This is a genomic window from Mesorhizobium sp. WSM3859 (assembly GCF_002295065.1).
GTDB lineage: Bacteria > Pseudomonadota > Alphaproteobacteria > Rhizobiales > Rhizobiaceae > Mesorhizobium.
In genome coordinates this window covers 22,959-41,234 of the sequence record NZ_NSGG01000009.1, presented here as the reverse complement: position 1 = coordinate 41,234, position 18,276 = coordinate 22,959, and the positions used below count along the sequence as shown (strand labels likewise).

At 64.7% G+C, this 18,276-nt stretch carries 15 protein-coding genes and 1 pseudogene; 8 read left to right on the top strand and 8 right to left on the bottom strand.

Translation table 11 applies throughout. The features are described from left to right. Positions 1-161 precede the first annotated feature (161 nt). From CK230_RS19550 to CK230_RS19515, 8 genes and pseudogenes are all read right to left on the bottom strand, one after another. Positions 162-977 carry an NAD(P)-dependent oxidoreductase gene (locus CK230_RS19550; protein WP_095818784.1) on the bottom strand — a complete coding sequence of 272 codons (816 nt, stop codon included), beginning with the start codon at positions 975-977 and terminating at the stop codon, positions 162-164. 3 nt (positions 978-980) lie between these two features. Next, positions 981-1,106: pseudogene (locus CK230_RS19545) on the bottom strand (pyridoxal phosphate-dependent aminotransferase); the annotation flags it as partial. A 44-nt stretch (positions 1,107-1,150) separates the two neighbouring features. Beyond that, positions 1,151-2,770 (bottom strand): hydantoinase B/oxoprolinase family protein, encoded by a 1,620-nt coding sequence (locus tag CK230_RS19540; protein ID WP_095818783.1) that lies wholly within the window; start codon positions 2,768-2,770, stop codon positions 1,151-1,153. Continuing rightward, positions 2,767-4,863, bottom strand: a complete 2,097-nt coding sequence (locus CK230_RS19535) for a hydantoinase/oxoprolinase family protein (protein WP_095818782.1) — start codon at positions 4,861-4,863, stop codon at positions 2,767-2,769. Before CK230_RS19535 ends, CK230_RS19540 begins: the two co-directional genes overlap by 4 nt. A 176-nt stretch (positions 4,864-5,039) precedes the next feature. Next, complete coding sequence (locus CK230_RS19530) at positions 5,040-5,987, bottom strand: LysR substrate-binding domain-containing protein (RefSeq protein ID WP_095818950.1); 948 nt, start codon at positions 5,985-5,987, stop codon at positions 5,040-5,042. Between the two features lie 75 nt (positions 5,988-6,062). After that, positions 6,063-6,812 (bottom strand): SDR family oxidoreductase, encoded by a 750-nt coding sequence (locus CK230_RS19525; protein ID WP_095818781.1) that lies wholly within the window; start codon positions 6,810-6,812, stop codon positions 6,063-6,065. 11 nt (positions 6,813-6,823) lie between these two features. Then, positions 6,824-7,534 (bottom strand): SDR family oxidoreductase, encoded by a 711-nt coding sequence (locus CK230_RS19520; protein ID WP_095818780.1) that lies wholly within the window; start codon positions 7,532-7,534, stop codon positions 6,824-6,826. A 350-nt stretch (positions 7,535-7,884) separates the two neighbouring features. Continuing rightward, a complete protein-coding gene (locus CK230_RS19515) occupies positions 7,885-8,844 on the bottom strand; it encodes a dihydrodipicolinate synthase family protein (RefSeq protein WP_095818779.1) in 960 nt (319 codons plus the stop codon). A gap of 95 nt (positions 8,845-8,939) precedes the next feature. Here CK230_RS19515 and CK230_RS19510 point away from each other — a divergent pair, with 95 nt between their 5' ends. The 8 genes from CK230_RS19510 (at position 8,940) to CK230_RS19475 (ending at position 18,275) form a co-directional block, all read left to right on the top strand. Continuing rightward, positions 8,940-9,980, top strand: coding sequence for a proline racemase family protein (locus CK230_RS19510; RefSeq protein ID WP_095818778.1), 1,041 nt, complete (start codon positions 8,940-8,942; stop codon positions 9,978-9,980). Positions 9,981-10,198: 218 nt separating this feature from the next. Continuing rightward, positions 10,199-11,191 (top strand): cell division protein FtsZ, encoded by a 993-nt coding sequence (gene ftsZ, locus CK230_RS19505; protein ID WP_095818777.1) that lies wholly within the window; start codon positions 10,199-10,201, stop codon positions 11,189-11,191. Positions 11,192-11,480: 289 nt separating this feature from the next. Then, the gene (locus CK230_RS19500) at positions 11,481-11,768 is read left to right on the top strand and encodes a YciI family protein (protein WP_095818776.1); all 288 of its coding nucleotides are present in this window, start codon (positions 11,481-11,483) and stop codon (positions 11,766-11,768) included. A gap of 13 nt (positions 11,769-11,781) precedes the next feature. After that, complete coding sequence (locus CK230_RS19495; protein ID WP_095818775.1) at positions 11,782-12,843, top strand: maleylacetate reductase; 1,062 nt, start codon at positions 11,782-11,784, stop codon at positions 12,841-12,843. 159 nt (positions 12,844-13,002) lie between these two features. Continuing rightward, entirely contained in the window at positions 13,003-14,001 is a 999-nt protein-coding gene (locus CK230_RS19490) for an ABC transporter permease (RefSeq protein ID WP_095818774.1), read from the top strand. A gap of 36 nt (positions 14,002-14,037) precedes the next feature. Then, positions 14,038-15,054: a sugar ABC transporter substrate-binding protein gene (locus tag CK230_RS19485; protein WP_095818773.1), complete on the top strand. Its 1,017-nt coding sequence runs from the start codon at positions 14,038-14,040 to the stop codon at positions 15,052-15,054. A gap of 12 nt (positions 15,055-15,066) precedes the next feature. Beyond that, the gene (locus CK230_RS19480; protein WP_095818772.1) at positions 15,067-17,184 is read left to right on the top strand and encodes an SMP-30/gluconolactonase/LRE family protein; all 2,118 of its coding nucleotides are present in this window, start codon (positions 15,067-15,069) and stop codon (positions 17,182-17,184) included. Continuing rightward, positions 17,181-18,275, top strand: a complete 1,095-nt coding sequence (locus CK230_RS19475) for a strictosidine synthase (protein WP_095818771.1) — start codon at positions 17,181-17,183, stop codon at positions 18,273-18,275. Before CK230_RS19480 ends, CK230_RS19475 begins: the two co-directional genes overlap by 4 nt. Position 18,276: the final 1 nt, after the last annotated feature.

Here is an 18,276-nt window from a genome sequence, read left to right as displayed (position 1 = left end):
TCATCTCCCATGGGGCAAATGTCGCCATTTGCCTCATTGTGTCAAACAGGCGCGCCTGTTTTCGTCAAGACCTGGAGCGGGCGGCGGCGCGGCGTGGCATTGCAAACGGCCTGGCATCGCTTCATTCAGGCCAGCCGGCCTCCCGCTGCCTGAGTGCCGCGCTATTCTGCCGGCTTGTCGTCCGGGTGGTCAAGCTCGCAGAACCAGCCGCCGAGATATTTCACCGAGGGCCTCGTCGGATCGGGAATAGGGGTCTTCGCCTCGACGGCGGCGCGGAAGGGCTCGGCGCTGTCCTGCGGGATGAAGCCGAGATGGTCGGCGCCGCTGTTGTCGACCATCTTCAGCTTGTTGTCGGATATACCGAAGGAGATGGTGTGGCCGACGCGCGGCGCGGTGAGCGAGGCCTCGACCAGGCGCACGCAGTCGGCGAAGGAGAGATACGACCACAGCATGCGGCGATCGACCGGCTCGGGGAAGGACGAGAAGATGCGCAGGCAAACGGTCTCGATGCCGAACTTATCCCAATAGAGCCGGCTGAGGCTTTCGACGAAATTCTTCGAAACGCCATAGAGGCTGTCCGGCCGCACCGGCGCGTCGACGCCGATATGCGCCTCGATCTCGTGATAGCCGATCGCATGCACGGACGAGGCGTAGATGACGCGCTTCACGCCGTGTTTCCGGGCGCCTTCGTAAATGTGGTAGGAGCCGCGGATGCTGGAATCCAAGATGGTCTGCCATTCGCATTCGAGCGGCGCGCCGCCGAAATGCACGATCGCGTCGCAATCCTTGGTGGCCGCGATCGTCGCCTCCATGTCGTCGAGATCGAAGACCGCTTCCTCTTCGTGAGGCGCAAGGTCGCCGAAGGGCTCGCGGTCCGCCAGGCGAATGGTCCTGGCGAGCGGCACCAGCCCCTTGCGCAGCACCGAGCCGAGGCGGCCGGCGGCGCCCGTGATCAGGATACGTTCGTATTGCGGCATTCTTTACTCCACTTGCGCAACGGCGGCGTTGATCCGCGCGATCGCCTCGGTCAGCACTTCTTCGCCGGTCGCGGTCGAGATGCGGAAATAGGGTGACAGTCCATAGGCGACGCCAGGCACCGACGCCATCCGCCACGACGGCTTCACCACCGATAGGCGCGAGGCAACATAGCTCATCGGTCGTCCTCCGTGATGTAACCCTTGGATCGGTCATTGGCTCGCGCGGCGGCGCTGCGTTTGGCCGGATCGCCATAGCCGCCGCCGCCCGGCAGCTCCAGGATCAGCCGTCGCCCGGCCGGCACATGCTGCCAGCCTTTCGGGCGCATCTTCGTGCCGTCATCGAGCTTGACCGCGCCGGCGACGCCCGGCTTGCCGCCCTCGCGGCCGTGCGCCGGATGATTGACGCGGTCGAACATGGCGGAAAAATCGAACTCGTGGCCCTCGGTCGCGGCGATCTCGATGATCTGTCCCAGGCCGCCGCGGAATTCGCCGTCGCCGCCGGAATCCGGCCGCAGCTCCTTGCGCCAGATGACGATCGGACCGGTATGCTCGGTCGCCTCGATCGGCATCGTGTGCACGCCCGACGGGAAGGCCGTCGCCGACAGGCCGTCGAGCTCGGGGCGGGCGCCCATGCCGCCGGAGTTGAACATCAGCACTTCGGCGCGGCGGCCGGATGCGCCACCCACCGGGCGCGCCGAGATGTGGATGTTCCACAAGGCGCCAGCGCCTTCGGCTAGGATCTTGCCGGGCAGGGCCTGGGAGATCGCGCCGAGCACGAGATCCGGAACCATGTGGCCGAAGATGTGCCTGAGCGCCACCGGCGCTGGCCGCACCGCGTTCAGGATGTTGACCGGCGACGACACAGTGAAGAAGGCGAGCGAGGCGGCATTGTTCGGAATATCCGGAGCCACCACGCATTTCAGTGCATAGCAGGCATAGGCCTTGCTGTAGATGATCGGGCAGTTGATGCCCCAGCTGCTCATCGGGTCGCTGCCGGTGAAGTCGACCTCGACATGGTCGTCGCGGACCGAAACCGTCGCCGCCAACTTCACCGGTGCGTCATAGCCGTCGGTCACCAGCTCGTTCGACCAGCTTCCCTTGGGCAGCGCCTCGATGCGTTCGAGCATTGCGTCGCGGGTGCGCGAGAAGATGAAGTCGCGGAGACCGTCGAGCGAAGTGAGCCCGGTCTCCTTCATCATGTCGACCAGCCGGCGGTGACCGACCTCGTTGCAGGCTGCGAGCGAATAGAAATCGCCGACGACCTGGTTAGGCTCGCGGACATTGGCGCGCAGGAGGCTGACGAGGTCGAGATTGACCTTGCCCTTTTCCGCAAACTTCATGATCGGGATCTGGATGCCTTCCTCATAGACCGACTTGCCGTCAGCGCCGAAGCCGCGGCCGCCGACATCGACGACATGCGCCGTGCAGGCGAAGAAGGCGACGAGCTCGCCGTTCAGGAAGGACGGCGATACCATGGTGATGTCGTGCAGATGGCCGGTGCCGAGCCACGGGTCGTTGGTGACATAGGTGTCGCCCTCGAACATCTGCTCGCGCGGGATTGCGTGCATGAAATGCAGCACGGCTTCGGCCATGGTGTTGACGTGGCCTGGCGTGCCGGTCACCGCCTGCGCCAGCATCTGGCCGCGCGGATCGAACACGCCGGCCGACAGGTCGCCGGCTTCGCGCACCGACGTCGAGAAGGCGGTGCGTAGCAAGGTCAGCGCCTGCTCCTCGACCACCGAGATCAACCGGTTCCACATGACCTGCATGCGGATTTCGCTGATGTCGCTCATGCCTGGCTGCCTTTGCGGATCAAGAGGATCGCGCCGTCGCTCTGGATGACGGCGTCGAAGCTGGTGGTGACGACGGTCGATGTCTCGCGCTCGACGATGACCACAGGGCCTGCCACCCTGTCGCCGGCGCAAAGCGCGTCGCGTTCGACGATGCCATAGATCTGTGGCGCGCCGGTCGTCGGATCGAACACAGCGCGGGTCGTTGTCGGTTCGCTCGTCTTCCTGCCGGCGGTGAGTTCGTGCCGCGTCACGGACGGACGAACCTCGGTCGCCTTCACCGACCAGGTGACGATCTCGATCTCCAGCCCGTCGAGCCCCTCGATGGCGCGGCCGAAGAAGCGCTGATAGCTGGTCTGGAACAGGTCCTTGAGCTTGGCCAACGCATCGTCGCCGAACGGCTCGTCCGCCAGCGGCACGGGGATTTCCCAGCCCTGGCCGGCATAGCGCATGAAGGCGGTGATCTCGCACACGATCCTGCCGCTGGCGCCGCTGCGCACGAAGCCCTCGGCGGAGGCCTTGAGGTCGGCGAGCAGGGCGTTGACCTCAGCCGGCTTGAACCGGGACAGGCTCGTCAGCTTCGACGCCAGCGCCTCGTAGCCGAACGGCGCCTTGAGGAAGCCGATCGCGGAGCCTACGCCTGCGCCGCGCGGCACGATGCACTGGTCGATGCCGAGCTTTTCGCAGAGCCTTGCCGCATGCAGGGGTGCCGCGCCGCCGAAGGCGATCATCAGATTGTCGGAAATGTTCTTGCCATTCTCGACGGCGTGGACGCGTGCGGCGTTGGCCATGTTCTCGTCCACCACCTCGCAGATGCCGAAGGCGGTCGCCAGGGCATTCAGCGACAGCCGCTCGCCGACGTCGCGCAGGATCGCTTGTTCAGACGCAGATGTATCGAGCTTGATTGCGCCGCCGGCGAAATTATCGGGGTCGAGCTTGCCGAGCACCAGGTCGGCGTCGGTGATCGCCGGGCGTTTGCCGCCGCGGCCGTAGCAGGCGGGGCCGGGTTCCGAGCCGGCGCTTTCCGGTCCGGTCTGGATGCGGCCCATGGCGTCGACCCAGGCGATGGAGCCGCCGCCGGCGCCGATCTCGATCATCTCGATCACCGGAATGGAGATCGGCATACCCGAGCCTTTCGAGAAGCGATAGGTGCGCGCCACCTCGAAGGTCCGCGCCGTGCGCGGCGCAAAATCCTCGATCAGGCAGATTTTTGCGGTGGTGCCGCCCATGTCGTAAGAGACGACCTTTTCCAGGCCGAAGCGACGGGCAATGTCGGCGGCGAAGATCGCGCCGCCGGCCGGGCCGGACTCGACCAGCCGGACAGGAAATTCCAAAGCCGTCTCCACCGAGATCAGGCCGCCGCCCGAATGGATCATGAAGACCGGGCATTCGGCCCCCATGTCCTTCAGCCGTGTCTGCAGGCGCGCGAGATAGTCGGCCATCTGCGGCCGCACATAGGCGTTGGCGCAGACCGTGTTGAAGCGCTCGAACTCGCGCATCTGCGGCGAGACTTCGGCACTGATCGAGATCGGGATGGTCAGTTTTCGCGAGAGGATTTCGCGGGCGCGGCGCTCGTGGTCCGGATTGGCGTAGGCATGGATGAAACCGATCGCCACCGAGCCGAAATCGCCCGCGGCGATCCGGTCGGCGATCACTTTGAGGGCGGCTTCATCGAGCGGCTGCAACTCCTGGCCCTCGGCGCCGATGCGACCCTTGACGGTAAAACGGTCCTCGCGCGGGATCAGCGGCGTCGGCAGTTGCAGATTCAAATCATACTGCTCGAAACGGTTCTCCGTCCGCATCTCGATCACATCGCGAAACCCTTCCGTCGTGACCAGCGCGGTCCTGGCGCCGCGCCGTTCGATCAGCGCGTTGGTGGCGAGCGTCGTGCCATGGATGATGATGCCGATCTCGGCCGCCGAAATGCCGGCATCGCGGATGACCGCGTCGATGCCGTCGAGGATCGCCTGCTCGGGCGCGGCATAATTCGTCAGCACCTTGGTCGAGAACAGCGTTCCCCGCACATCGAGGGCGATGTCGGTGAAGGTGCCGCCGATGTCAGCGCCGAGGCGGATGCCGTCTGATCTGGAGGTCATACCTTGGCCTTCCGGGAAGAGAATGCTGCGTCGCGCATTTGGCTGGCAAGCGAACCAAGCTTGCCTTTCGGCTTATACCTGCACTCCAGCGGACCGGTGCGAAATCAAGAAATGCGGCCCATTCGAAAGTTCTGCTTTACTGTCTCCCGCGCCAAACGCTTGTCTGCAGCCGCTTCTCAGTCGGAAAGCGGGGTCGGTATCGGCAGGGAAATCTTGAGGTCGCTTCGCCAGGCTTGCTGGGCCAGCCATCGATGAAGCGCGGCTACGGCCTTGACGCGCAGATGCCCGCGCGGGACGACAAGACAGAAGCCAGGCACTTCCTCCGGCCTCATATCGGCAATTGCGTCGCGGCCGATCGGCGCGACCAGCGCGCCGGAGCGGAAGTCCTCCTCGGCGTCGATGACGGAGACCAAGCCCACACCGATGCCTTGCAGGGTCGCCCGGCGCATCGTCGCCGCGTCGTCGAAGCTGACGCTGCGGTCGCCGTCGGTCAGCTCCACGCCCAGGTGCCGCAATATGTCAGGCCATAGCCGCTTCGACTTGACGGTGTCGAGCAACGTGAACTTTGTCAGGTCCTGCGGCGACTTGATCTTCTCGCCGATCGCCGGCGTGCAGCAGATGATCTTCGGATCCGGCACCAGGAGTGTCACCTCGTAGTCGGGCCAGTTGCCGTAGCCCCACTGCACAGTCATATCGATGTCGTCGCGCCCGAAGTCGGGCAGGTCGACCATGGTGGTCAGGCGCAGGTCGGCGCCCGGCAGGATCTCGCGGAACAGCGACAGCCTCGGCAGCAGATAGTGCGTGGCGAAGTATGGACTGGCGTTGAGGTTGATGCGGTCGCGGTGGTTCGACTTGGTGACGCGGCGAACGCCCTCGGAGAATTCGTCGAAGCCCGCCTTGACGTAGTGCGAGAGCAGGATGGCGGATTCGGTCAGCTCGATCGAACGGCCCTTGCGCTTGAACAGCGTGACCTGCAGCGTGTCTTCCAGCAGCTTGATCTGCTGTCCGACCGCTTGCGGCGTGACCAGCAATTCGTCGGCGGCTTGGCGGAAGCTCTTGTGCTGCGCGACGGCGTGGAAGACGCGAAGCGCATTGAGCGAAGGAAGACGAAGCTTGCCGCTCATCGTAAGTCCGCCTCCTTCGTTCGAGACCCGTTGATCATGCACTGCCGAACCTCAACAGCGGCTGCCGAAATGATTCTAGGCGTAGATGTAACCACCTGAAACAATTACGTTTTCGCCGGTCATATAGGTGTTCCTCGGACCGCCGGTCATCAACACCCATTCGGCGATTTCGGTCGGCTCGGCGCCGCGGCCGAGCGGGCTTGCCTTGGCCAGTTCCTCCAGGAAGCCGAGGGCCTTTGCCTTCTCCGTGGCCATGCCGGCCGGCGCCACGGAGTTCACCAGGATGCCGTCCCTGGCGACGTGATGCGCGAAGGACCGGGTCAGGCTGACGACGGCTGCCTTGGTCGCGGCATAATGGGCGTTCTGGGGATGCGCCTTGAAGGCGTCGACCGAGGTCAGATTGACGATGCGGCCGCGCACCTGGGCTTTTGGCTCCTGTGCCTGCATATGCCGGACGGCCGCCACCATCATGTGGTAGGTGCCTTTGATGTTGATGCCGTTCGAGGCATCCCAGTCGGCGTCGGTGATCTCGAGCAGCGGTCGGCGCGGGTAGATGGCGGCGCAATTGATCAGCGTGTCGACGCGCCCGAGTCTAGCCACGATGGCATCGAAGGCGGCGTGGCATTGCGGGCCCACCTGGATGTCGCATGCGGCAGCGGCTGTCGGCAGGCTTTTGGCCTTTGCCGGCTCGAGCGCGCTCTCGGCCGCTCCCCGGTTGATGTCGATGATGCCGATCTTTGCCGCCCCGGCCTCGACAGCCATCTTGGCGAGGAGCGCGCCGAGGCCGGCGCCGCCGCCGACGACCAGAACGGAAAGATCCTTCATTCCACTATCCCTTACTTGGTGCCGCTCGGCGAGGTCGGCCATGTCGGCATAATGTCGAAACGGGTGACGTCGGCCCATGCCGGCAGCGCGAGCACGGCGACGACCATCCTGGCCACGTCATCGGGCTGCACCACTTTGCTGGCATACATGGCGGCGCGCGCCTTGGCGTCGAGAATGTCCTGGTAGAGCTGCGTCTCGACGCGGCCGGCGACGATCTCTGTGACACGTATGCCGGAGGGGGAGAGGTCGGCGCGCAGCGCGCCGGCAAAGCCGGAGATCGCCGCCTTGGTGGCCGCATAGACGGCAATGTTGGAAAAGGCCGCGTGGCCGGCGACCGAGCCGATGAACAAGACGTGCCCCGACTGCCGCTCGCGCATCTGCGGCACGACGAGGCGGGTGAGCAGGATCGCGGCGCTGAGGTTCACTTCCAGCGTTGCGTCGATGTCGGCGATTTTCATGTCGGCGAAATTGCCGAGCGGCGGCATGATGCCGGCATTGTTGATCAGCACATCGATGGTGAGATCCGCCAGCACCGATTCCAGCGCCTCGCGATCGGTGACGTCGACGGCAATCGGCACGATGCCCGGACGCTCGGCCTGCAGTTCTTTCAGCGCCGCCTGACTGCGGCCGATCGCGTAGACCTCGTAGCCGGCATCGCTCAAGGCGATTGCGATCGCGCGCCCTATGCCGCTCGTTGCACCTGTGATGAAGGCTGTCGTCACTTAGGCTTCCCCATTTGCCTAGCTTTCAATGTGCGGCGCGGGCCGGCGCCGCAAAACCAAGAAAACCAGCAAAAAGGAAAGTTTCACTTTCGAAAGCCGGTGCGGCGTTTGAAACATTCCACGCCGCCTGCGCCATTTTCAAGGCCGCAAAGCAAAGGAATACAATGCTTTCGGCGTGCAGGGGAGGGCCCCTGCCGGCTCATCGAACAAAAATCATGGCTTTCGCGAACCGAGTGGCGGATAGCCCTCCGTTTGGGTATTGGGCCGCATCTGGCGCGGACCATCCGCCCGCCGATAGCGGCCCTTCATCCTGGTGAAAGGCGAGGTCGCACGGCCTCAGGTCCGCGAGTTCAGGCCGCGAACCTTGCCGTTGCGGGCTGTCTCGACCACTGGGCGTACCAGGTATCGAAGAGCTTGAGCTGAGCCTCGGCAAAGCCGCGCTGGCTGTCGGTCAGCGCATCGGTCTCGTTGAAGTGCAGCCTGTATTCAGGATTACCCTTCAGCACCATCATGTGCTTGAAATACAGCACCAGGTCCGGGCCCTCGTCGAAAGAGGACAGCACGGCGAGCGCGGCATCGAGCTCCTCCGCCAGCCGGCGCGCCTCGGCGTCGCCCTTCGCCGCGGCCTGGCTGAGGCCCGCCAGATGCAGCACTTCCTTGGGCAGCACGTTGCCGATGCCGGTGATCGCGCCGGAGGCTCCGCAATTGACGAAGCCGTGGAAGACGGCGGTGTCGACGCCGATCATCAGCGCCACCTCGTCGTCGCGGCTGGTGATGTTCTCGGCCGCGTAGCGCAGATCCGACGGGCCGCCGAACTCCTTGAAGCCGACAAGGTTCGGATGTTCCGCGCGCAGCGCGAAGAAGAGGTCGGCGCGTGTGGCAAAGCCGTAATAGGGGCTGTTGTAGATGACAGCGGGCAGGTCGGGCGCGGCTGAGAGGATCGCCTTGAAATGGTGGCGCTGCGCGGTAACCGACGGACCGCGCGACAGAACGCGCGGGATCACCATCAGGCCGCGCGCGCCGACCTTCTGGGCATGCGCGGCATGGGCCACGGCGCTGGCCGTGTTGACGGCGCCGGTGCCGACGATCACCGGCACGCCGGCCTTCACCAGCCGCTCGACGCCTTGCATGCGCTGCGCGTCGGTGAGCAGCGGCCAGTCGCCCATGGAGCCGCAATAGACGACCGCAGACATGCCGGCGGCGATCAGTTCCTTACCCTTGCGCACCAGCGCGTCGAAGTCGGGGAGGCGGTCGCTGGTGCAAGGCGTCATCAGCGCCGGCATGCAGCCGGAAAAAACATTGGCGGTCATTTCGGATTCTCCTTGAGGCTGGCACGCAGATTGATCAGTTTGTCCCGAAGCAGCACCGCTTGCCAAGCGGATAGTGGCGGCCACAGGGAGCAACCATGCGTACCAAGTCCAGCATTCGTGTCGTGGGCTGTCACGCCGAGGGCGAGGTCGGCGACGTCATCGTCGGCGGCGTGCTGCCGCCGGCGGGCCGCACGATGATGGAAAAGATGATCACGATGGAGCGCGATCACGACCATATCAGGCGCATGCTGATCTGCGAACCGCGCGGCAGCGTTGCCAGGCATGTCAATCTGCTGGTGCCCTCGACGCGGGAGGATTGCGCCGCGGGCGCGATCATCATGGAGCCGACGGAATACCCGCCGATGTCCGGCTCCAACACGATCTGCGTCGCCACGGTGCTGCTCGAGACCGGCATGGTGCCGATGCAGGAGCCCGAAACGCGTTTCAAGCTCGATATGCCGGGCGGTGTCATCGAGGTGCGCGCCGAATGCCGCGACGGCAAATGCCTGTCGATCACGCTGCGCAATGCGCCTTCTTTCGCCGAGCGCCTCGATGCCAATATCGAGGTGGAGGGGCTGGGCACGCTGAAGGTCGATATCGCCTATGGCGGCATGTTCTACGCCATCGTCGATGCCAAGGCGCTCGGCTTCTCGGTCACGCCCGACGAGGCGCGCGAGCTGGCCGTGGCTGGCGAGAAGGTTCGCCGCGCGGCGCGCGAGCAGCTCGATGTCGTGCATCCTGAGTTCGACAATGTGCGCGGCGTGTCGATCGTGCAGTTCGCCATGCCGTTCCAGGGACCGGGCAAGGTCACGCGCAACACCTGCATCGTCTCGCCCGGCCGCTCCGACCGCAGCCCGACGGGAACCGGCACCTCGGCCCGCATGGCCGTGCTGCAGGCGCGCGGCCTGATGAAGGAAGGCGAGGTGCTAATCCATGAATCGATCATCGGCTCGCGCTTCACCGGCAAGATCCTCGAACTCACCGAAGTCGCCGGACGCAAGGCGATCGTGCCGCAGATAACGGGCAGGGCCTGGATCACCGGAGAGCACAATTATTACCTCGATCCGACGGATCCGTATCCGCAGGGTTACGTGCTGTCGGATACCTGGGGCACCTCGACCTCGGTGAAGCAGTAACGCGGTTTGGAACGACATTGCCTTGGACAGTCAACGCTCAAAAGCTTTTCAGCTTTGCGCCGTGGCCATCGCGCTTGCATATGATCGGCGGACCTTGCAGGGAGGCGCCCGCTCTGATTCCCTACGCTTGGTGGGGATCACCTGATTCGTGTGTTCGTTGCTTCGGTTCGCATCGCTGTGCGGCGGAGCGGCAGGCGCTTTCGTAGAAAGATGAAGAAATGACCGCCAAGCCGGAAATCCTGGAGATGAGACCCAAGATCACCGTTGTCGGGGTCGGCGGAGCCGGCGGAAACGCCGTCAACAACATGATCGCCGAGGGCTTGCAGGGCGTCGAGTTCGTCGTCGCCAATACCGACGCCCAGGCGCTCACCATGTCGAAATCGTCGCGGCTCATCCAGTTGGGCGCGCATGTCACCGAGGGCCTGGGCGCCGGATCCTTGCCCCAGGTCGGCAGCGCCGCGGCGGAAGAATCCATCGACGAGATCATGGATCATCTGGCGGGAACGCATATGTGCTTCATCACCGCCGGCATGGGCGGCGGCACGGGCACGGGCGCCGCGCCCGTGATTGCGCGTGCCGCGCGCGACGCCGGCATTTTGACGGTCGCCGTCGTCACCAAGCCTTTCACGTTCGAAGGCAAGCGCAGGACCCAGGCGGCAGAGGAAGGGATAGAACGCCTTCGCGAGAGCGCCGACACAGTAATCGTCATCCCGAACCAGAACCTGTTCAGGGTCGCCGACGCCAGGACCACATTCGCCGACGCTTTCGCCATGGCCGACCGCGTTCTCTACGCCGGTGTCGGCTGCATCACGGATCTGATCGTCAAGGAAGGCCTGATCAATCTCGATTTCGCCGACGTGAAGTCGGTTATGCGGGACATGGGCCCGGCGATGATGGGAACCGGCGAGGCTTCCGGAGAGGGACGAGCAAGGATGGCGGCCGAGGCGGCGATCGCCAATCCGCTTCTCGACGAAGCCTCCATGACGGGGGCCAGGGGGCTGCTGGTGTCGATCAGCGGTGGCATGGACATGACGTTGTTCGAGGTCGACGAAGCCGCGACGCGGATACGCGAGGAGGTCGACGCCGATGCCGACATCATCGTCGGCGCCATCTTCGACCAGTCCCTGGCCGGAAAGTTCCGTGTGTCGGTCGTCGCGACGGGATTGCGCAAGAGCGCGAGCGTGATGCAGTTCGAGCAGAGGATCGCTTAACTGCACCGCGATCTTCGGCTGCGCCCGCCTCCGACGGCACGATGCAATCGGTCGATATCCGCTTCCGCTGACGAACAATCCCGGACCGCCCGCCCGAACCGCGCGCTATGTCGCTCAGGGCCCTTGCGTGCCTCAATGCGACAAGCCGAACGACGGCATCCGGCGCTCACATCCGTCCAGTTTGGACCAATTGATCGGTCTGTTCGGCAGTAGTCGATTTAAGTTCCGGCTGGGAGGAGTAGAACTAGGCGACGATCGATGAAGCGTCGCGCCGCCAGGGAGGTCTATCTTGCTCTTTGCCGTCCACTGTCTCGACCATGCCGACGCGCTTGCGCGCCGGCTTGCCAATTACGATGCTCACAAGGCCTATCTTGCCGCCGGCCCGGTCGCGACCGTCATCTCCGGGCCGCTGGTGGCGGCGGACGGCGCAACCATGATCGGCTCGCTGTTCGTCTTTTCCGCCGACAGCATCGAAGAGGTGAAGGCGTTCAACGCCGGCGACCCGTTCAATGCCGCCAATGTCTGGCAGAGCGTCAGCATCAATCCCTTCCTGCTGCGCGTCGACAACCGGGCTTGACGGGAGGGGCTCGATGAAAAGCTTCGTCTATAACGCCCAGCCGGCGCGCGTCGTATTCGGATCGGGCACGATCGCAAGGCTCACGGAGGAGATCGACCGTCTGGGGCTGAAACGGGTGCTGGTGCTGGCCACACCGCCGCGAGAGGCCGATGCCCGGCGTCTCGCCGGGTCGCTCGGCGGCACGGCAGCCGGCGTCTTTGCTGGGGCGATGATGCATACGCCGGTGTCGGTCACCGAGGACGCGCTGCGGGTCGTGGCGGAGCTTGAGGTCGACGGGCTGGTTGCGGTCGGCGGCGGCTCCACGACGGGACTCGCCAAAGCGATCGCATTGCGCACTGACCTGCCTCAGATCGTGATGCCGACGACCTATGCCGGCTCGGAAATGACGCCAATCCTCGGCGAGACGAAGGATGGCGTGAAGGTCACCCAATCGAGCCCGAGGGTGCTGCCGGAAGTGGTGATCTATGATGTCGACCTGACGATGACGCTTCCTGCTTCGTTGTCGGGAACAAGCGGCATGAACGCCATCGCCCATGCCGTCGAGGCGCTCTATGCCAGGGAAAGCAACCCGGTGATAAACCTGATGGCGACCGAAGCCATCGGCGCGTTGGTGAGCGCCCTGCCGGTCATCGCCGGGAACCCGCATGACCGCGACGCGCGCTCCGAGGCGCTTTACGGCGCCTGGCTCTGCGGCATCTGCCTCGGCTCCGTCGGCATGGCGCTGCACCACAAGCTTTGCCACACGCTGGGCGGCAGTTTCGACCTGCCGCATGCGGAGACCCATACGATCGTGCTGCCGCATGCGTTGGCCTACAACGCGCCCGCCGTTCCGGCCGTCATGCAAACTCTGCGGGCCGTGCTGAAGACGGACGATCCTGCCATGGCGCTCTACGACCTCGCCGGCCGGATCGGCGCTAAGCGTGCTTTGTCTGAGATAGGTATGCCGCCCGACGGGATCGATATCGCGACGGACCGCGCGCTGGCCAATCCCTACTGGAACCCGCGGGCGCTGGAACGCGAACCGATCCGGGCTCTTATCGCGCGCGCTTATGCTGGCGAGCCACCGCAGGCCTGAGGAGGCAAACTGCACAGCGTGTCAGAAAAACGAAATTGTCCGCCGACGCTTCAGCCGTAATTGTCCGAACCAGGCGAACGGCTGGGTTTCTTGGGAGGATTCCGGAGCAGCTGGTCGCCTAAGCAAGGCGCTGACCATCGGCTGCCTGGGAGGAGGAAAATGCCTGGTTCGGGCCAATCGAACGACAGGCGCCTTGGCTTCAAGGCGTCGCAGGAAGTCGTCGTCGTCGCGATCTCGGTCGTGCTGTTCGTCGTCTTCTCGGCGACGCTCCACAATTTCCTGAGCCAGGGCAACATCATCGCCATCCTCAAGAACGTGTCGATCCTCGGCACGCTTGCCGTCGGCATGGGCTTCGTCGTCGTCGGCCGCGGCATCGACCTCACCATGGTGGCGGTGATGGTCGTCGGCGTCGCCTTCAGCATTTGGATTTCCACCTGGGGAATCGATTTCACTCTGGCCGTGATCTGCGGCGCCCTCCTGGTCGCGGCCATCGGCCTGTTCACCGGCGTTATGGTGGCGGTCGCGGAAGTGCCGCCGATCTTCGCCACGCTGGCCATCGCCTCCTCGGTCTACGGCTCGGGGCGCATCGTCTTCGCCTCGGACGTGCTCTATGCCCCGCCGGACATCGCCTGGCTGAAATTCGTCGGCAATGGCAGCGTACTTGGCATACCGATGTCCGTCCTCATCTTCGGAGCGGTGGCGGCCCTGATGGGTCTCTTTCTGAGGAAGACACGCTTCGGCCGGCTGGTCTATGCGACCGGCGACAATCCGAACGCGGCGCGCACCACCGGCCTGCCGACGCGCCCGATCATCGTGATGCAATATGTCATCAGCGCGCTGATCGCCTTCACCGCCGGCATCATCATGACCGGCCTTGTCACCGGCATCGACACGCGCCTCTACAATTCGAGCCTGATCTACGACGTGCTGCTGGTGGTCGTGCTGGGCGGCATCGGCCTGTCCGGCGGGCAGGGCGGTGTGCGCAACGTGATCGCCGGCACCGTCCTGGTCGGCATCCTGACCAACGGCATGACGATCCTGAACTTCAGCTACACCAGCCAGAACCTGATCAAGAGCGTGATCCTGCTCGGCGCGCTCGCCATCGACGCCATCATCAATCCGCGCGACGAGCAGACCTCGCAGAGCGGCGACATCTGAAACAAGAACCCGAACCATCAAATCAGGGAGGAACCCATGAGGATATTCAAGAAATGCCTGTTCACGGGCCTGGCCGCACTTGCGCTGCTGGGTACGGCGCGGGTCGCGAGCGCGCAGGAAACCGATCAGGTCGGCCGGGCCGCCTATATTGACGGCGTCAAGGGCAAGAAGGTCATCTTCGTGCCGATCTCGCAGGGCATGGACCTCAATCAGGCCTGGGTGATGGTGTGGCAGCGCCACGCCGCCCGCTATGGCTTCACGCTCGAGGTGCGCGATCCTAACGGCGACACCAACGCCGGCATCCGCGCCATGCAGGGCGCCATCGCCGAGAAGCCGGACCTGATCATCGTGCAGAACCCGGATGTGCAGACTTATGCGCGCCTGTTGAAGCAGGCGCAGGCGGCAGGCATCAAGGTGCTGCAGGTCAACATGCAGTCGGCGACCCAGACCGACTCCTATGTCGGCAATGACTGGATCGAGATGGGCCGCCTGGAGATGGGCGAACTGGCCAAGCACTGCACCGGGCCGAACGCCGTCTCGCACAAGGTGGTCTGGCTCGCCGGCGTTCAGACGGGCGCCGCCAACATCTATATGCGCACCGGCATCGACGAGGTGCTGAAGGCCAATCCCGAGCTGCAGCTCGTCTCCGACCAGCCGGCCGACTACATCAGCGAAAAGGCCCGCCAGATCACCGAGACGGTGCTTCAGCAGCATCCCGATCTCTGCGGCATCATGGGCATCTGGGACAATGCCGAAGTCGGCGCGGGCGCGGCCGTCGCGGCCGCCGGCAAGCAGGATCAGGTCACCATCGTCACCAATGGCGCGGGTGCCGCCACCGGCTGCGAGAGCATCAAGAACGGGCTGCTCGACGTGATCTTCAACTTCAATGCGCCGACGCAGGGCGAAATCGCCGCGCAGCAGATTTCCGAACTGCTGCAGCACCCTGATCGCAAGGCCGGCAGCGAGAAGACCATCTTCTTCGGCCCGATCACCCGTGTCGACAAGACCGACGCGACCGGCCGGAACTGCTGGAAGCCCGAAGACATCAAGTAAGCGGACTTTCCGATGAGCATGGCCGAAAGCCTTGTGCGCTGGCGCTACCGTCTGCTCCCCGACCATGTGGTCGGGGAGATCCTGACCAAGAAGTGGATCGACAGCGTCATCCCCTTCACGGCGCTGGTGATCCTGTGCGCGATCTTCGGCTCGATCGTGCCGGGCTTCTTCGACGTGACGACGCTGACCAATCTCAGCGGCCAGACGGCCGAACTGGGCCTGGTCGTGCTCGGCATGACCATCGTGATGGTGTCCGGCGGCATCGATCTCTCGGTCGGCTCGACCTTCGCGCTCGCCGTGCTGGTCACGCTCTACGGCATGAATGTCGAGCAGTGGAGTTTTGGGACCGGCCTGCTGGCCTGCCTTGGGCTCGGCGTCGTCTGCGGCGCCATCAACGGCTTTCTGGTCGGCTTCCTGCGCATGCGGGCGTTCCTGACCACGCTGGTCACGCTCATCATCTACCGATCCACCTTCGACATCGTCTTCCCGCATGTCTCGACGGCGATCGTCACCAGTGGCCCGGATTCGCCAACCTATGATTTTCTCGGCTTTGGCACGATCTGGGGCGTGCCGACCTCCTTCGCGGTCTTCGTGGTCATTGCCATCGTGATCCATCTGGTGCTGTCGCGCGCCCGCTATGGCTGGCGGCTGTTCGCGGTCGGCGGCGCGCGCCGCTCCGCCTACAATGCCGGCATCAATGTGCGTTTCACCTTGTTCAGCGCCTATGTTCTCTGTTCGGTGCTGGTCGCGCTCTCCGGCTTTTTCTTCTCGGCGCGCATCGGAAGTGCCGCTTCCGATATCGGCACCGGTCTCGAATTGCAGGTGCTGACCGCGACCGTGCTCGGCGGCATCTCGCTCGGCGGCGGACGCGGCTCTGTCGCCAAAGCGCTGATGGGCACGCTCTTCGTGCTCATCCTGTCGAACAGCCTGCTTGCTTTGGCAGTGCCGGGCCCGGTCAACTATCTGATCCTTGGCCTCGTGCTGCTTCTGTCGGTGCTGCTGGACGTTCGTTGGGTGAAGAACCGCCATAAGATCCTGCGCAGCGTCTACATCTCGCCGACCTTCGCCAAGATGCCGCAGGCGATCTCGACAGCGCCCGGTGCGCCGATGGCGGTGAACGACCGGCTGCGGGATGTCGGCGTCATCGGCCTTGGCTTCCTCGACGGCGCCGAGGACGTGATCTTCGACCGGCTGGACCGGCTCTACACCGGCAGCCGCCAGGGCGACATATTGCGCTTCCAGCCGCCGCACTACACCGAGAGCGAAGTGTTCGCCCATATCGGCGGCTCGCCGCTCGGCATGGCTTTCGACCGCGACAACAATCTGGTCATCTGCGTCGCCGGCATGGGCCTCTACCAGGTCTCGCCGGACGGCGAGGTGAAGCTGCTCACCGCCGAAACCAACCGCTCGCTGACATCGGTCGTCGACGACTCGACCATGAAGCTTGCCGATGACTGCGACATCCTCCCCGACGGCCGCATCGTCTTTTCCGAGGCCACGGTGCGTTTCGAAATGCACGACTGGTATGCGGACGCGCTGGAGAGCCGCGGCAACGGGCGCATCATCGTCCACGATCCCAAGTCCGGTTCGACCCGCACGCTGCTGTCGAACCTCGTCTTCCCCAATGGCATCTGTACCGCCTTCGACGGCCAATCGGTGCTGTTCGCGGAAAGCTGGGCCTGCCGCATCAGCCGCTACTATTTCGACGGGCCGAAGAAGGGCAAGGTGGAGCGAGTCATCGAGGGACTGCCTGGCTATCCCGATAACATCAACCGCGCCTCCGACGGTACCTATTGGCTGGCGCTGATGGGCATGCGCACGCCGGCGCTGGACCTGTCGCTGGAAATGCCGGGCTTCCGCCGCCGCATGGCGCGGCGCGTGTCGGAAGACGCCTGGCTGATGCCCAACCTCAACACCGGCTGCGTGCTGCGCTTCGACGAGAAGGGCCAGATCCTGGAAAGCCTGTGGGATCAGGCCGGCGAGAAGCATCCGATGATCACCTCGATGCGCGAGCACAAGGGCGTCCTCTATCTCTGCGGCATCTTCAACAACCGCATGGGGACGCTGCCGCTGAAGGGCGCCGATCCCAATTGGTTCAGCTCGGATTCCTACTGGGGCAAAAAGCCATGAGCGCAGTGAGCCAGTTTTTCGATCGGTTCCTCGGCCGCGGCGACTGGGCGGTGACGGTGCCGACGCTCGACGGGCCGCTGCTGCCCAACCAGGAATTGGAGGAGGCGGAGACTTTCGCCGGCCTCGCGGACGCCGACAATCTGGTGCGGACCGAAAAGGGTATGCTGGCGAGCAGCGCGGACCGGCTGATGCGGTTCGACGCCGACGGCAAGGCCGAGGTTCTGCAGGAATTCCCAGGCGAAATCACCGCGCTCGCCCATGCCCGTGGGATGACCGCCCTGGCTATCGACGGCAAGGGCGTCGTCATCCGCGGCGGCCTGCATGACGGGCGCGAGGCGACGGGCGACGATGCCCGCAGGCTGTCCTGCGTCACCGCGCTCACTTTCCTCGACAGCAACACTCTGCTTGTGGCCAACGGCTCGGCGTCGCTGCCGGCGAGCGGCTGGCGACGCGACCTGATGCAGAAGAACGCTTCCGGCTCGGTCTGGCGCCTCGACCTGAAAAACGGCCGGCTCGAGCTGATCCGCGACGGCCTCGCCTGGCCGGCCGGCATCGCCACCACAGGCTCGAACCGCGTCTACGTCACCGAGGCCTGGCGCCATCGCGTGCTTGCGATCGATCTCGCCACCAAGGCAACAGCGCCGGTGCTGGACCATCTGCCGGCCTATCCGGCCCGCATCGCGCCGGCCTTCAATGCCGGCTACTGGCTGGCCTTCTATTCCGTGCGCAACCAACTGGTGGAGTTCATCCTGCGTGAGGAAGCCTACCGCAAGCGCATGCTGGCAGAGGTGCCGGAAGCCTACTGGATGGCGCCGTCGCTCGGCTCTTGGCGCGACTATCGCGAGCCGATGCAGGGCAGCCAGCTCAAGCAGATGAATGTGCTCAAACCTTACGCGGTCACCAGGTCCTACGGGCTGGTGGTCCACTGCGACCAGAACATGAAGCCGCTGTCGAGCTTCCATTCGCGCGCGGACGGCACGGTGCACGGCACGATCAGCGCCTGCGAGGTCGACGACGACTTGCTCGTCGCCTCGCGCGGCGGGTCGCGGATCGTGCGCGTGACGAAGGCCGCCGGCGGCAAGCGGGGTTAAG

Coding starts and splice junctions, on each gene's coding strand:
- CK230_RS19480 (WP_095818772.1), top strand. CDS start 15,067: ATGAGCATGGCCGAAAGCCTTGTGCGCTGGCGCTACCGTCTGCTCCCC.
- CK230_RS19530 (WP_095818950.1), bottom strand. CDS start 5,987: ATGAGCGGCAAGCTTCGTCTTCCTTCGCTCAATGCGCTTCGCGTCTTC.
- CK230_RS19510 (WP_095818778.1), top strand. CDS start 8,940: ATGCGTACCAAGTCCAGCATTCGTGTCGTGGGCTGTCACGCCGAGGGC.
- CK230_RS19550 (WP_095818784.1), bottom strand. CDS start 977: ATGCCGCAATACGAACGTATCCTGATCACGGGCGCCGCCGGCCGCCTC.
- CK230_RS19490 (WP_095818774.1), top strand. CDS start 13,003: ATGCCTGGTTCGGGCCAATCGAACGACAGGCGCCTTGGCTTCAAGGCG.
- CK230_RS19540 (WP_095818783.1), bottom strand. CDS start 2,770: ATGAGCGACATCAGCGAAATCCGCATGCAGGTCATGTGGAACCGGTTG.
- CK230_RS19485 (WP_095818773.1), top strand. CDS start 14,038: ATGAGGATATTCAAGAAATGCCTGTTCACGGGCCTGGCCGCACTTGCG.
- CK230_RS19495 (WP_095818775.1), top strand. CDS start 11,782: ATGAAAAGCTTCGTCTATAACGCCCAGCCGGCGCGCGTCGTATTCGGA.
- ftsZ (WP_095818777.1), top strand. CDS start 10,199: ATGACCGCCAAGCCGGAAATCCTGGAGATGAGACCCAAGATCACCGTT.
- CK230_RS19515 (WP_095818779.1), bottom strand. CDS start 8,844: ATGACCGCCAATGTTTTTTCCGGCTGCATGCCGGCGCTGATGACGCCT.
- CK230_RS19535 (WP_095818782.1), bottom strand. CDS start 4,863: ATGACCTCCAGATCAGACGGCATCCGCCTCGGCGCTGACATCGGCGGC.
- CK230_RS19525 (WP_095818781.1), bottom strand. CDS start 6,812: ATGAAGGATCTTTCCGTTCTGGTCGTCGGCGGCGGCGCCGGCCTCGGC.
- CK230_RS19475 (WP_095818771.1), top strand. CDS start 17,181: ATGAGCGCAGTGAGCCAGTTTTTCGATCGGTTCCTCGGCCGCGGCGAC.